Annotated in this window: 14 protein-coding genes and 1 pseudogene; 5 read left to right on the top strand and 10 right to left on the bottom strand. The window is 60.6% G+C overall.

Annotation, left to right across the window (positions count from 1 at the left end; all coding sequences use genetic code 11):
- Positions 1-9 precede the first annotated feature (9 nt).
- The 3 genes from HJC04_RS31065 to HJC04_RS31055 all read right to left on the bottom strand — a co-directional run bounded on the left by HJC04_RS31065 (position 10) and on the right by HJC04_RS31055 (position 3752).
- On the bottom strand, positions 10-921 hold the full coding sequence (locus HJC04_RS31065) for a carbohydrate ABC transporter permease (protein ID WP_183700060.1): 912 nt from the start codon (positions 919-921) through the stop codon (positions 10-12).
- Positions 921-2039, bottom strand: a complete 1119-nt coding sequence (locus HJC04_RS31060) for a carbohydrate ABC transporter permease (protein ID WP_221147799.1) — start codon at positions 2037-2039, stop codon at positions 921-923. The genes HJC04_RS31065 and HJC04_RS31060 overlap by 1 nt, the downstream gene beginning before the upstream one ends.
- 72 nt (positions 2040-2111) lie before the next feature.
- Positions 2112-3752, bottom strand: coding sequence for an extracellular solute-binding protein (locus HJC04_RS31055; protein ID WP_221123606.1), 1641 nt, complete (start codon positions 3750-3752; stop codon positions 2112-2114).
- 339 nt (positions 3753-4091) lie between these two features.
- Here HJC04_RS31055 and HJC04_RS31050 point away from each other — a divergent pair, with 339 nt between their 5' ends.
- Positions 4092-5159, top strand: a complete 1068-nt coding sequence (locus HJC04_RS31050) for an ABC transporter ATP-binding protein (RefSeq protein WP_210633399.1) — start codon at positions 4092-4094, stop codon at positions 5157-5159.
- 138 nt (positions 5160-5297) lie between these two features.
- On the opposite strand, the gene HJC04_RS31045 is transcribed toward HJC04_RS31050, so the two are convergent.
- The 4 genes from HJC04_RS31045 to HJC04_RS31030 are packed head-to-tail and all read right to left on the bottom strand — an operon-like array spanning position 5298 to position 8144.
- The gene (locus HJC04_RS31045; protein WP_210633400.1) at positions 5298-6635 is read right to left on the bottom strand and encodes a HAMP domain-containing sensor histidine kinase; all 1338 of its coding nucleotides are present in this window, start codon (positions 6633-6635) and stop codon (positions 5298-5300) included.
- Entirely contained in the window at positions 6632-7309 is a 678-nt protein-coding gene (locus HJC04_RS31040) for a response regulator transcription factor (RefSeq protein ID WP_210633401.1), read from the bottom strand. Before HJC04_RS31040 ends, HJC04_RS31045 begins: the two co-directional genes overlap by 4 nt.
- Complete coding sequence (locus HJC04_RS31035) at positions 7306-7875, bottom strand: cytochrome b/b6 domain-containing protein (RefSeq protein ID WP_210633402.1); 570 nt, start codon at positions 7873-7875, stop codon at positions 7306-7308. The genes HJC04_RS31040 and HJC04_RS31035 overlap by 4 nt, the downstream gene beginning before the upstream one ends.
- A 2-nt stretch (positions 7876-7877) precedes the next feature.
- On the bottom strand, positions 7878-8144 hold the full coding sequence (locus HJC04_RS31030) for a PepSY domain-containing protein (protein WP_210633403.1): 267 nt from the start codon (positions 8142-8144) through the stop codon (positions 7878-7880).
- 391 nt (positions 8145-8535) lie between these two features.
- Between HJC04_RS31030 and HJC04_RS31025 the strand changes: the two genes are divergently transcribed.
- Both HJC04_RS31025 and HJC04_RS31020 read left to right on the top strand, forming a co-directional pair.
- On the top strand, positions 8536-9255 hold the full coding sequence (locus tag HJC04_RS31025) for a CBS domain-containing protein (RefSeq protein WP_221147798.1): 720 nt from the start codon (positions 8536-8538) through the stop codon (positions 9253-9255).
- 126 nt (positions 9256-9381) lie between these two features.
- Positions 9382-10356 (top strand): ABC transporter transmembrane domain-containing protein, encoded by a 975-nt coding sequence (locus tag HJC04_RS31020; protein ID WP_210633405.1) that lies wholly within the window; start codon positions 9382-9384, stop codon positions 10354-10356.
- Between the two features lie 193 nt (positions 10357-10549).
- Here the strand turns inward: HJC04_RS31020 and HJC04_RS31015 are convergent.
- Positions 10550-11201 (bottom strand): annotated as a pseudogene (locus tag HJC04_RS31015) (propionyl-CoA--succinate CoA transferase); the annotation flags it as partial.
- An 11-nt stretch (positions 11202-11212) separates the two neighbouring features.
- Positions 11213-12037 carry a universal stress protein gene (locus tag HJC04_RS31010; RefSeq protein WP_221147797.1) on the bottom strand — a complete coding sequence of 275 codons (825 nt, stop codon included), beginning with the start codon at positions 12035-12037 and terminating at the stop codon, positions 11213-11215.
- Positions 12038-12258: 221 nt separating this feature from the next.
- Between HJC04_RS31010 and HJC04_RS31005 the strand changes: the two genes are divergently transcribed.
- Positions 12259-12597, top strand: coding sequence for a TraR/DksA C4-type zinc finger protein (locus HJC04_RS31005; RefSeq protein ID WP_210633407.1), 339 nt, complete (start codon positions 12259-12261; stop codon positions 12595-12597).
- Between the two features lie 258 nt (positions 12598-12855).
- Positions 12856-13311: a pyridoxamine 5'-phosphate oxidase family protein gene (locus HJC04_RS31000; RefSeq protein ID WP_210633408.1), complete on the top strand. Its 456-nt coding sequence runs from the start codon at positions 12856-12858 to the stop codon at positions 13309-13311.
- 81 nt (positions 13312-13392) lie between these two features.
- Here the strand turns inward: HJC04_RS31000 and HJC04_RS30995 are convergent.
- Positions 13393-13631 (bottom strand): universal stress protein (locus HJC04_RS30995; RefSeq protein WP_221147796.1); only part of this gene is annotated, 239 nt, incomplete at its 5' end.

Below are 13631 nucleotides of genomic sequence, written 5' to 3'. Positions count from 1 at the left end.
GTCCCGCGGCTATTTTACCGCTCCTGCGGTCATCCCGGCGATGATGTGCTTTTCCAACACGACGCCGACGATGACCAGCGGAAGGATACCAGCGGTGGAAAGGGCAGCCATCGACCACCAGTTGATGCCCTGGCTGCCGGTCTGGCTGGCGATCATCACCGGCAGCGTGTTCGTGTTGGTCGAGGTCAGCAATGCGGCGAAGAAATATTCATTCCAGCACAGGATCAGCGCCAAAAGGAAGGCGGCAACCATGCCCGGCAGTACGAGCGGCACGATGATGCGGGCAAACGCGCCCCAGATCGACAGGCCGTCGACCAGCGCGGCCTCCTCGAGCTCGACCGGTATGGTCGCGAACTGATCGCGCATGATCCAGACGACGATCGGCAGGACCATCAGCGTATAGACGGCGATCATGCCGGCATAGGTGTCGAGCAGCGCCAGCTCCTTGTAGAGAACCAGGAATGGCAGGGCGAGGACGACAGGCGGCATGATGAGCTGCGACAGGAAGAAAAAGGAAATGTCGGAATTGCGCATATGGCCGAATTTATAGGAGAAACGGCTGAGGCCGTAGGCGGCGAGCGATCCGAGCACAACCGCAAGAGCGGATGCCGTGACGGAGATGATCACGCTGTTCCAGAGCCTGCGCATGAATTCATCACGCACCGTCGAAATCTGGGGAATCGTATCGGGAGAGAGGCCGAGCGAGCGCCAGCCGAGCCAGTTGGGCGCGAAATTGAACCAGGGGATCAGATTGCCGCGCATGACATCTGCGGCTGTCTTGAATGAGGTCGAAACCGTCCAGAACAGCGGGAAGATGCAGACACACGCCCAGATGACGAGCAGGCCGTAGACCGCCAAACGCATGGCCCACCAGCGAATGCGTTGGCCCCGTCCGTATTTTTCGAAATCGATGCGAACCATCAGAGCCTTCCTGTCATCCGCTTGACGATACGGTCGGAGATCTTCATCAGCCCCGTCATGCCGACGACGATGATCACCAGATAGACGAGCGCGAGCAGGGTTCCGTATCCGACATTCGAACGGTCGCGGTATTCGCGATAGATGAAACTGGTGACGGAATCCGTCGCTCCTCCGGGGCCTCCCGATGTCACCGTGATGATGATGTCGGCGAGCTTCAACTTGAAGATGATGCGGATCATCACTGCCGTGACCGACACTGGCAGCATCAGCGGGAAAATCACCTGCCAGAAGCGCTGCCATTTGGTGGCGCCGTCGACCTCGGCCGCCTCCAGCACCTCCCTCGACAAGGCCTGCAGTCCGGCGAGCAGCATGATCATCATGAAGGGAATGAAGGTCCAGGCATCCATGATCATGATCGAAAGGCGCGCCGTCAGCGGATCGCCGAAAAAGGACGGGTTTTCCCAGCCGAGCCAGCGGGCCATGCGCGCGATCGGGCCGAAACGGGTCTCCAGCATCGATTTGCCCACCATCCAGCTCACCGCGACCGGCGACAGCATCAAGGGCACGAGGAAGGTGACGCGCCAGAACTTCCGGGCAATGATTTCCTGGTTGAGGAGCAGCGCCAGGCCGACGGCAATCGCATATTCCACAGCGATCGCAAGGCAATAAAGGATCATGTTGAGCAAGGCGTTGGCATAGAATGGATCGGCGATCATCCGGCGGACATTGTCGAGCCCGTTGAAGCGCCGGCCGGCGGAAGAGGCGAGGTTCCAATCCGAAAAGCCGATCCAGAGCGCAAAGAGCAGCGGGAAGACCACCATCGATACGACGAAAAGCGCGGCCGGCAGAACAAAGAGCGCCTTCTTGCCGGCCTCGCCGTATATGACGACGCGGGTGACGCAGAGAACCGCGGCCCAAATGAAATAGGCGTAGAGAACCGGCCGCCAGTTGGCAAAGCCCCAATCGGTCCAGCCAAGTTCGTGGACAGCCTGCAATACAAAGGATGCCATGAACCATATGGCGCTCAGCCACAGAGCCGAGCGGCCCCAAAAACGGCGGCTCGCGGAAATGGAGCCGGCTTCGACCGTGTGGAGCAGGTCGCCTTCGACTGTCGACATTGATATTCCTCGCCCGGACAGGATGGGCGCTGGCGAAGCCTTTCAGTCCGCCAGCGCGTTTATGTCAATCGATCAGAGCCCGAGGCTCGTCCGATAGAGCTTCAGCTGGCTATCACGGCCGATCTGGTCGGTGATCTTTTCCCAGGCGGCTGCAATCGCATCCGCGGTTTCCTGTGCCGACTTGTATTGTCCGGCAAAGCCCTTCGCCAATTCGTCCTCCGCAACGGAGTAGTATTGGAAGATGCCGGGGATGCGCGGCTCGATCGCAGCGTTCGGATGGTTGTAGCTGTCGGCGTTCGAACCCAGATAGTCCTCGATGTAGGCGCGGTCGTAACCTGCCTTTTCCCATTCGTCGTAGTTGAAGTGCGACTGACGATAGGGCTGGAAACCGGACGGATAGGCCGACGTCCAAAGGGAAAGATCCTTGCCGCCGAGATGGGCTGCAGCAGACCAGGCCGCCTTGCGCTTTTTCTCGTCGCTGGAGACCCGTTTGGTGACGTAGATGCCCCAGCCGAGATAGGCCATGTTGGGCGCTTCGTTATACTTGTCTTCCCATTGCCCGGACTTGCGGTTGTAGACGCGGTTGGAGCCGCGGTTGATGCCGAAACCGACCACGTCGCCGACGACCGAGGTATCCGAGGTGCGCGCGCTGGAGCCGACGTCGCCCCACCACATCAGCATTGCGCCGGTGCCTGCCAGGAACTGCGAGAAGGCGGTGGTGCCGGGGTCCGCATTGATCTGGTCGGCGGGATAGGCCTTGGCCGCGATCAGATCCAGCACATCCTGGATCGCCTGGACCCAGGCGGGGTTGTTGACCAGCGGCTTCATGTTCTCAGGATCGAACAGCCAGGCCGGATCGCCGGGGTATTTGGCATAGGCCGTCGCCCGGTTCTCGATGAAATAGAAGCCGAAGCCGCCCCAGCCCTTGAGCGGGTCGAGATAGCCATAGGCCGGCTGGCCGGTCAGCGGATCGGTCTTGCCGATCAGCGCCTTGGACGCTGCGTTGACGTCCTGCCAGGTCTTCGGCGGCTCGGCCATGCCGCTGATCGAGCCTTCGCCGAAGTAATCCTTGCGATAGGCGAAGGTGTGGCAGTCGCCATCGATCGTGACGCGATAGGTCTTGCCGTCCCAGGTGCCGACCGGCGGCTTCAGGTAGCTCACCAGGTCGTCGGCTTCGACCTGCTTTGCAGCCCAATCAGGCATCTCGTCGAGAAGCCCGCGTCCGGCGGTATCGCCTTCGAAAGGCGCGCCCATTTCAAGGATGTCGAAATCAACCGTGCCGGTTGCGATCGACTGCTGAAGGCGGGCGTTGTAATCGGCCTGGGCAAGGTCGATCCAGTTGATCTTGGCGCCGGTATAGGCTTCCCAAGGCTTCAGGAAGCCGCGGAACAGGAAGTTGTGCAGATTCTGGTTGTTGAGCCCCATGAAGGTCAGCTCGACGCCGGCGAATTCGCCCTGCTTGACATTGGCCTTGGTCGGGCCGAGGCAGAGCTCGCCGACCTTCTGCCAGTCCGCGTCCGTCGGCGAACCCTTGCCGACGCCGGGGATCTGCAGGATCTGGGCGCGCAGGTCATCGGCCGCGAATGCGGTGCCGGCAATTCCGCCCATCGCGCCGGACAGGCCGAGCAGAGCCGCCGCACTTGCCGTTCCGCGCAAAAGGTCGCGGCGGCTTGCCTGACGGCGCATCAATGCATCGTAAATTTCGACTTTCATGTCTTCCTCCTCCACGTTTGGTGCGCTGCCGCCAGCCAGTGTTCCGGATAGGCTCCGGCCCGAATTTGGGACTGGTCTCGTGCAGAACTATCTGGTAAACAAGAAAATGAAACGTTTCATAATTCTTGTTTGAAACCGCTCCTCTCGGTCTCATCAGTGAGCATTAGACGGGAAGCGCAAAAAGTCAATAAAAAATGAAACGTTTCATGGAGGAGGTTCTGAAGGTATTTCGGATCGTGGCAGAGCGCACTTTCGCTGTGCCTCAAACTCTGGATACTGTCGAGAAATTCATCCCCTGGAACGTGTGCCGGGGGTGACCGGAAAGCGAGTGGGAGGCATATGGCTGAGGTCAATATTTCAGAGGCGCGGAAGGCATACGGCGCCTTAAACATCCTGCATGGGGTCAATATAGACATTCGCGATGGCGAGTTCGTGGTCCTCGTCGGCCCGTCCGGTTGCGGCAAGTCGACCTTGCTGCGCATGGTCGCAGGCCTCGAGAGCATTACCGGCGGCACCATCTCGATCGGCGGAAAGATCGTCAACAATCTGCCGCCGAAGGACCGTGATATTGCGATGGTCTTCCAGAGCTATGCGCTCTATCCGCACAAGACCGTTGCCGAGAACATGGTCTTCGCGCTGCGTCTGCAGAAGCAGCCGGCCGATGTCATCAAGCAGCGCCTACAGGCGGCGGCCGAAACCCTCGACCTCGTGCCCTATCTTGACCGCTATCCGCGCCAGCTTTCGGGCGGCCAGCGGCAGCGCGTAGCGATGGGGCGAGCCATTGTCCGATCGCCGCAAGTCTTCCTATTCGACGAGCCCCTGTCGAACCTCGATGCCAAGCTGCGCGTGCAGATGCGCAAGGAGATCAAGGAGCTCCACCAAAGGCTGAAGACCACGACCATTTACGTTACCCATGACCAGGTCGAAGCAATGACGATGGCCGACAAGATCGTGGTCATGCAGGGCGGCAAGGTCGAACAGACGGGAACGCCCCTGGAGCTTTACGACCGTCCCCGCAATACGTTCGTGGCCACCTTCATTGGCTCGCCGTCGATGAATCTGCTGAAAGGTCACTACAAGGCCGACGGTGCGGTCTTCGTCACGGAGACAGGCGATGAGATTGCGCTCGGCTTCACGCCGGAGGCGTCCGATGGCCAGCCTGTGCGCCTGGGCGTGCGGCCCGAACATCTGTCGCTCGCTCCGAGCGGCTTGAAGACGACCGTCAACGTCACCGAACCCACTGGCCACGAGACGATGGTATTTTTGCGCTACGGATCCGGCGAACTTGTCGCGGTGCTGTCCGAACGTCACGATTTCGAGCCCGGGCAGGCCGTAACGATCGCGGCCCGGCCGGGCAAGCTTCATCTGTTCGATGCGGAGTCCGGCAAGACGCTGCGACGGGATTGAGGAGCCGCTTGTTGCCGGCCGGCAGGCTGCGGCTGATGAGGTACGCGGCCCTCGTGGCGTTGACAATGAGTTCGAGAGCCGGTCCTTGACCGCCTGCCGTCGCTCAATACGACGACAGGACAGGCAGGGTGATGCTGGTCAGCACCGCCTGCGTCGCGCCACCACCGGCAATAAGAGTTCGAAGATGTTGCCGTGCCGCGATATGGAACGCCTCAACGATCCCTTATGAAGTTCCGCGATCCGTTCAACGATCTTAAGTCCTATTCCGAGGCCTTCCGCACTCTGGGTTTGATGGAGGAAACTGCCAAATACATCCTGTCGATCTTCGACCTGGATACCGTATTCTCCCACCCTGACAATGATCTTCGTTGAATCCGGCGTATGGCGAACCGCATTCTCGATCAGATTGCGAAGGGCGTCTTTCAATAGGGCTGGTGCTGCTCTGACACCTGCCGCCTCGATCTGGGCGAACACCTCCAGCGAATGCTTGTTTTCGTAAACCCAAGGTGCGAGCTGCTCGGCCACGCCTGTACAAAGAACGACGAGATCGACCTCTTCGAACGTGCTGTGATCGAACGTGTCCAGCCGCGCGAGCGCCGTCAGCTGGCTCACAAAATGCACGAGGTCATCGAGATCCGCCTCAGCTTTCCGCGCCCTCGGATGGTCAATACGGCCGAGTTCGAGTTTGATGGCCGCAAGCGGTGTGCGCACTTCATGGGCGATGCCCGATGTCAGTATCCTTTGCGATAGCATCAGCTCGCCAATTCGTTGGAACGCCCGGTTGACGGCCACCGCGAGATGGGCAATTTCTCGCGGCATTCCCTCGAAGGGCAGATGAGATCCGGAATCCATCGGATCGATGAGTTCGGCAGCATCGGCCGCGGCCTTCACAGGCTTCAGGGCGCGGCGAACCGATATTAAGGTTGCCCCGAGAACAAGTCCGAGCAAGATGCTCATCGGCACGATCATGTGCTCGAGGATCTCGTTCCAAAAGACGGCGGAGGCGAGATTCTCAGGATCGCCCACAGTGGCGACATCAACCAGAATCCGTTGCTCGCCGATCTGGAAAGCTCGGCCCCCGACAAGCGTAAGCGGTTTCCCTGGCTTGATGGTGCGAAGCCAAAAATCCGGAGGATTGACCTCCGCGGGCAGGAAACGGCTTTCGCAGGCATCGTCGCAGGACTCGAAGATAAGGTGGCCCCGGCCGTCGCGAATGCGGGCGACATAGCCGGTCTGCGGATGGGCATAACGCCGGCCTACAGCTGCCGGCAGCCTGTAGGTAACGGCTCCGTCCCTGCCACCGACGCCCGAGGCAAGCCGCTCTGTTTCCTGCTCGACATACAGGCGGGAAAGTTCCCCGACGTTCCAATAATAGTCAGAGAAGACGACGGCGAGCTGGACAAGCATCGCGACCATGGCGAAGAAGGCGATCCTTCGCGTCAGAATGGCCGTCAAGGTAGGAGCCGATCGAATCAACCTCGGTCCTCGCGCAGCATGTAACCGACGCCTCTCACGGTTTCGATGACGGCATTGGCGGGATGTCCCTCCAGTTTCCGCCGGAGCCGGGAGACCGCCAGCTCGACGGCGTTGCTGCTGCGCTCGTCACCGAACTCGGAGAAAGCGTGTTCCATCTTGCGCTTGGAAACCACGTTCCCGCCATTGCGCATCAGCAGTTCGAGCAGCGACTTTTCCGAGGGGGCGAGCGCCATTTCAATGCCGTTGCAGGTGACCTGGCGGGACGCCGCCTCAAACCTGACGTCGGCGAATTCCAGTGTCGGCATGGCTGTCATGGGCGAGCGCCGCATCAGGGCTCGAATCCGCGCGATCAACTCGCCATTGTTGAAGGGTTTGATCAAGTAGTCGTCAGCCCCGGCATCCAGCCCGGCGATCCGTTCGTCGACGGCCCCGCGTGCCGTCAGGACGAGCACCGGAATCTGCCGCTTCGCGAGACGCAGAGACTTCAACACGTCGAGGCCATCTTCGTCAGGCAGGCCAAGGTCAAGAAGAAGGAGATCGTAGCTTGTTCCGTCAAGCGCGAGACGGCCTTCATTTGCCGTAGCAAAGGCATCCATGCGCCAGCCGGCCTCGCGGATGGCTTCGCAAAGAAGATCGCGAAGCCGGACGCTGTCTTCGATCAGAAGAATTCTCATGCTCTCTTTCGACCTGTCACCATCGACCAGACGAGATTTTCCCGATGTCTCCAGCTCTCGACCAATGCCGCCCCGGCATGGATGAAGGCGAAGACCATGATGCTGTTGGCGATGACACCGTGCACTTCCTCGAGCCATTTGTCGCCCCAGAAGGCATCGAGCGTCGTCATCCAGCCACTGACCGCGGTCATTGCAAGAATCACCATGAGGCCCAGCATCATGATCGATGCCAGCGGATTATGGCCGATATAGCGTTGCTCGCTGCCATTGATCATGCCAAGGATCTGCGCCCTCACTTTGCCAGGTGTCGGGAAGAAGTCTCGGAACCGCGCATGCCTGGTTCCGACGAACCCCCAGATGATCCGTACGACGATGGCCATGGCAACGACGTAGCCGGTCAAACGGTGCCAATATTTTCCTTCCTCAAACACAAAAAGATTGAGGATGCAGGCCGTAACGACGGTCCAGTGAAACAGTCTGACGATTGGGTCCCAGACCTTGACGGTGCCGCTCGCGACCTGGGAGGGCCGGAGGCCCTCCTGCTTCTGCAACTCAATGGGCGCCATGGTCAGTCGCCTTTCTGGACGATTTCGCCGGACACCGGATTGAAATAGACTTCGGCGCGGTCGCCCTGCTTGTCTTTGCCGTAGATCTCGTAGCAGCTTCCGGTGATCTCGAAGGTTTTCACCTGGTAGCCCAGAGCGTCGATTTTTTCCTTCATGGCTTTCTCGGGCATCCACTTGGACTTCGGCTCCTTGGTGCAGCTTGGACTGGCAATGGCCAGAGCGGGAGTTGCGGCGATGATCACAAGAGCGGAGATAAGTTTCAACTTCATCGTTCAATCCTTTGCTTCTGCCTTCCATGAGGCGACCGCGACTGGATAGAGGCTTGAACCTGTCTGTTTGCTGTCGGTGAGACCATTCGTATTTGCGGCAGGCGAAGACGGGTAGCCTGCGGGCGCCTTGGTCCTGCCGATCCGGTGGGTAGGGCAAAGCCCCCACGCCGGAATTGAAGACGATTCGGCCGCGGCTTCGAGTTCCTTCCATTGTTGACGTTGATCAAAGCGTCCTGGCTTCAACGCCGCTAACTTATCCTCACTAGCCCCAAGGTTGCTTGCCTGCTCCAAAGGCTGGCACTCAGCCCACGGGCTTCGCAGGCAAATGCCCGCCTGGTTAAAGATTCTCGTGCGCCGTTGCCGAGGAGATGCGAAGCAACAGGAGTCGAAAATGCTCGTTCAAGACATCATGACATCGCCGGCGATCACTGTGACGACGTCCTGCTCCGTCGCCGAAGCCGCCAAGCTGATGCTCGACAACAAGATCAGCGGACTACCGGTTGTCGATGCCAATGGAGCGCTCGTCGGCATCGTCAGCGAAGGGGACTTTCTGCGCCGCGGCGAATTGAACACCGAGCGCAAGCGGTCGTGGCTGCTCGAATGGCTGACGAGCTCCGGAAAGATCGCCGCCGAATATGTCCGAACTCATGGAAGGCGGGTCGATGAGGTGATGACCTCCAAGGTCAGCACGATCGCGCCGACCGCCTCCATTTCCGACGCCGTCAAATCGATGGAACGCCAGGATGTCAAGCGTCTGCCGGTGGCGGAAAATGGCAGGCTTGTCGGTATCGTCTCGCGCTGCGATCTCTTGCGGGCTTTGTCTCGGGCACTACCGTCATCGCTTTCGGCCGGAGACGCTCAGATCCAGGCGGCAATCGAATCGGAACTTGCAAAGCAGAGCTGGAGCCGCAACGGCTTCATCCATTGCCACGTCACCGGCGGCGTTGCCGAACTGACCGGAACGATCTTCGACGAACGCGAGCGCCTGGCCGCAAAGGTCGCGGCCGAGAACGTTGCAGGCGTGACGTCTGTCAGGGACCTGCTCGTCTGGGTGGATCCCTATTACGGCATCGCACTGCCGCCGCCGGATGCCGAGATGAGACAGAATTGAAAAGTCAGGGAGGCAAACCACGGAATGGCCAGCCGGCAGGAGCGCTCCAAAAGGTGAAAGCCCGTTCCCGTCGCTCGCAGCGGCGCCGGCCATTCTGACGCACAAATACGAGGCCATGAGGCTGAAATGCCGAGAAGTCTGTTTGGATTCGTGTTCCTGATAGGGCGCCATCACCAGATCGCGATCGCGGCCCTTTCGATCGTTCTCTTCCTCGCCGGCACCGCGCCGCTGGAGGTCCAGAGGCGCATCATCAATGCGGCCACAAACGGCACCCCCTATCAGGCCATTCTAATTCTCGTTCTTGCCTATCTCGGCCTCGTCCTGCTGGAAGGCCTGACCAAGCTGATGCTCAATATCTATCGTGGCTGGATCGGCGAGGTCGCGGTCCGCTGGCTGCGTAAATCGGCGCTTGCGACCTCGGAACGCTCGGCCGAGGCTCCTCTCGATGCGATTGCCGAAGGCGTGCAGCTCTCGATCATCATCGCCGAAGCCGAACCGGTCGGCGGTTTTGTCGGCACCAGCATCTCGGAACCGCTGCTGCAGGCAGGCATTCTTGTCGCGGTCGGCGGCTATTTGATCTTCCTGCAGCCCCTGATGGCGCTTGCCGTCGCCGTCGTCTTCCTTCCGCAGATCGGCTTCGTGCCGCTGATGCAGTCCGCCATCAACCGCCGCGTCGAAACCAAGATCACCGTCATGCGCCATGTCAGCCAGAGTATGGTCCAGCACGTTGTCACTAGTGATGCGCTCGATGCCCAGGATGATCGGATTGAGAGGCTCTTCTCGCTGAACATGAGCGTCTACAGGATCAAATTCACGATGAATTTCATGATGAACCTGATGACCCAGCTGGGCTATGCCGGCATCTTCGCCCTGGGCGGCTATTATGTCGTCACCGGTCAGACTGAAATTGGAACCGTCGTCGCCTTCATCTCCGGCCTCTCCAAAATCAGAGACCCGTGGGGAGAACTCGTCGACTGGTATCGCGACCTGAGGGTTACGCAGGTGAAGTATGCCATGATCCGGGATGCAAGTACTGCCGTAAGATTGCAGGAGGACGAGATGGTCGGGGACACGGCAGCGGCTGACGCCATGGAGGCGTGAAACGGGCGGCACTACGGCAGCATCTTTCCCGTCCGCCGCAAGGCGTCATGCCAGCTGAGCGCCTCTTCCAGGATGAGGCGTGTGGCCGCCGCGTAGCAGCGCGCGCCGATAATAATCTTCCAGCGTTTCACGATAGGTCGGATGCACGCAGTTGGCGATGACGACCTCCGCCCGCTCCCGCGGGGCAAGGCTGGGTGACGACGATCGCGGCGATTTTTTCCGGCGGGATCGGAATGAATGGTACGCCGATGCGGCTGTTGGGCGCAACGATGGGGATCGCCTCCCGGCTCGGTCGCGCGGCAGGGATATAGATATCGTGGAGACCTTCCAGTGCTCCCGGCTGCGACAGGTTTATCTCGACGATCACCTTCGGTGCGAGGACGGCGAAACTTGCCGAATTGCCGACGGAGGTCGTCGGCACGGTGCCGCCGCCCTCGGTAATCGCGGTCGCCTCGATGACGGCCAAATCCACCGGTGCAAGCTGGCCGCTGCGCAGGAATTCCACCGTCTCCGAAAGATGCTATAGACGAACATCACTTCGCCGGCATTGATGCCCGGCGTAAGACGGGATCGGATTGGAACGGCATGCGGCGCGCGATGACATGAGCCTCGGTGAGCGTGCTGTCGAGATTGTGGCCGAGCGATGCACCGGTCGTCAGTGTGATCTTCAGCGGATCGCGTCTTGCCCGTTCCGCCAGCGCCAGCGGCACGGCCTTGGCCTCGCCGGCTCTGGTGAAGCCGCTCATGCCGACGATCATGCCATCGGTGATCAGCTGCGCGGCCTCCGCGGCATCGACGATACGATCCCACAGCCGATCGTTCGGAAGCCGGTCCTTGAACGTCATGCACAGGCCCCTCAATGCGACAGCAGGACAGGCAGGGTGATGCTGGTCAGCACCGCCTGCGTCGCGCCGCCGAGCACGAATTCCCGCAAACGCGAATGACCGAAGCCGCCCATGACGAGAAGATCGGCTCGCAATTCGAAGGCCTTGCTCTGCAGTACCTCCCCGACAGGATCGCCGTGTGCGCGCAGCCGCGTCACCTCCGCCATCACGCCGCTCTTCAGCAGGTTTTCGACGAGATAATCGCCTGTCTCGTACGTCACCGGCTTCTCGTCGACCACGGAAAGCAGGCAGACCTTGGAGGCCTGCTCCAGGAAGACGGAGGCATCATGTGCCGCCCGGGCAGCCGCGCGGCTGCCATCCCAGGCGATGGCGACACGGTCGATCCGGCCGCCGAAGGGCGCCGGCGGATAGAGTATGAGCGGCCGCCCCGACCCGAACAGTACCGCCTCGACGATCGGGCGGGAGAGGCCGGCCAGTTCCAGAAGCACGAGATCGTAGGCGCGCGAGGCTTCCGCCAGCGCGTCGACGACGAATGGCTCCTCGACCTTGATCTCGCGGGTGCGTAGATCGACGGAAGCCGCCCGTGCCTCATCGACCGCTTTCTGCGTCAGCGTCGAAGCGCGCCTGCGGCTCAGCGCCGCCGCTTCCCGCGCCATTTGTGCCGCATCGATGATCAGTGAGGAGAGGGCATTGGAGACGTCGGGAATGGTAATCTCCACCGCACAGACGGTGAGCGTCGCCTGCATGTGGCGCGCCAGCATGACCGCATTGGCGATCATGATTTCCGAAGTCGCATCAGGATAGGTGAGAAGCGGTAAAAAGATATGCCGTTTCATGGTGGACACCCCAAGAAGAGAATGGCGGACTGGGTCGCCACTCTCGCACTTCAGCGGGAATTGCGCGTTGACATGTCTCAAACTGCCCATCCCCTCCCCATTGATGCCGATCAATGCAGCCTTCCCGGGCGGTTGTACGGTGATGAGCGTTGCATTCGGCCGGCCGAATGGGCGAACAGAGCGCGGCATGTGCCGCCGTTTCACGCAGCGGGAAAGCGTCGATGAAGAACGAAGAGATAGAAAACAAACTGAAGACCATGAAAGCGGACCTGCAGCGCCGGCGGTCGGCGATCGATGCCGATCTCGGTGCCGCGCTGGATCCGGATAGCGAAGATCGTATCACCCAGGTCGAGAACGATCAGGTGCTGACCGAAATGCGAAGGGAAGCCGTTGCGCAAATCACATCGATCGAGGCGGCCCTGGAACGGCTGAAGCGCGGAAGCTTCGGTCGCTGCGTCAGATGCCTCGCCCCGATCGAACCCAACCGGTTGGAGGCCATCCCCTACACGCCATATTGCGTGAGCTGTGCCCGTCTGGCGGACGAGGGGCCCTCCCCGTAAGACCGAGCGTTCTGTGGCGGCGAGAAAGCGAGGGGGCCTGCCTTTCTCGCCGCCTGGATAATCGCTCCTCTGGTCATCCCGCAGCGACCATGCAGCACTCTTGGCGTCAGCCAAGCTGACCTCTTCTGTGATGAGCGATCTGTTGCCCGAGCCGTCAGTCGGCCCTGCCAGACCCAAACGAGATTGCTCTTTATCAATGTGCGAAGCCGCGCGGCCGGTCTAAAATGACTCCTGGAACACCACCCGAAGGAGCGTCTCATGTCATTGGGTTTACGGGAACTTACGCTGGCTGAATGCCACGCCGTCCTGGGAGAGACAAGATTTGGGCACCTGGCCTGCTGCAAGGACGGTCGGCCCTATGTCGTGCCTATCTATTTCTCCTTTGAAGATGGCGTCGCATACTGTTTTTCGATGCCCGGCCGCAAAGTGGAATGGATGCGGGAAAACGACAGGGCGTGCCTGCAGGTGGACCGGCGGGTGGGCAAGGGCTGGACGAGCGTTATCGCCGAAGGAAAGTTCGAGGAGTTCCCCGACACCGAGCTCCGGCGGAGTGAGCGTCTGCACGCCTGGGAAATATTGCAGAAGCACGCGGACTGGTGGGAAGTCGGTTCGCTCAGCCCGAAGGAGGTTCCGATCCTTGCCGAATCTCCGCACATCTTCTTTGGCATCCTTGTCCGGACGTTGTCAGGCCGCGCGGCCTTTGCCATCGATTAATACCTATCGCCCGGACACGTGCCGCAACCGGGCGACATGCATGCAAGGTGAGAGGCGCCGGGCCGGCTGAACGCCGGCCGATCAGTGGGCCATGAATATCGGCATCCTGCTTTCTTCGATCATGCCGCGCGTCACGCCGCCAAAGATCGTCTGCTGCCAGCGGGGATGGTTATAGGCACCCATGACGATCAGATCGGCGGACACGTCGACGGCGTGCTGCCGCAGGACCTGGTCTGCCGGCTGGCCGCCGCTGGCAATGCGATCCACCTGCACCTTCACGCCGTGCCGGGCAAGATAGGCGGCAATGTCGGCGCCCGGTT

The sequence above is a fragment of the Rhizobium sp. NLR8a genome (assembly GCF_019685235.1).
GTDB lineage: Bacteria > Pseudomonadota > Alphaproteobacteria > Rhizobiales > Rhizobiaceae > Rhizobium.
Note: the sequence above shows the minus strand (reverse complement) of the source record. Positions and strands in the feature narration are given on the sequence as shown.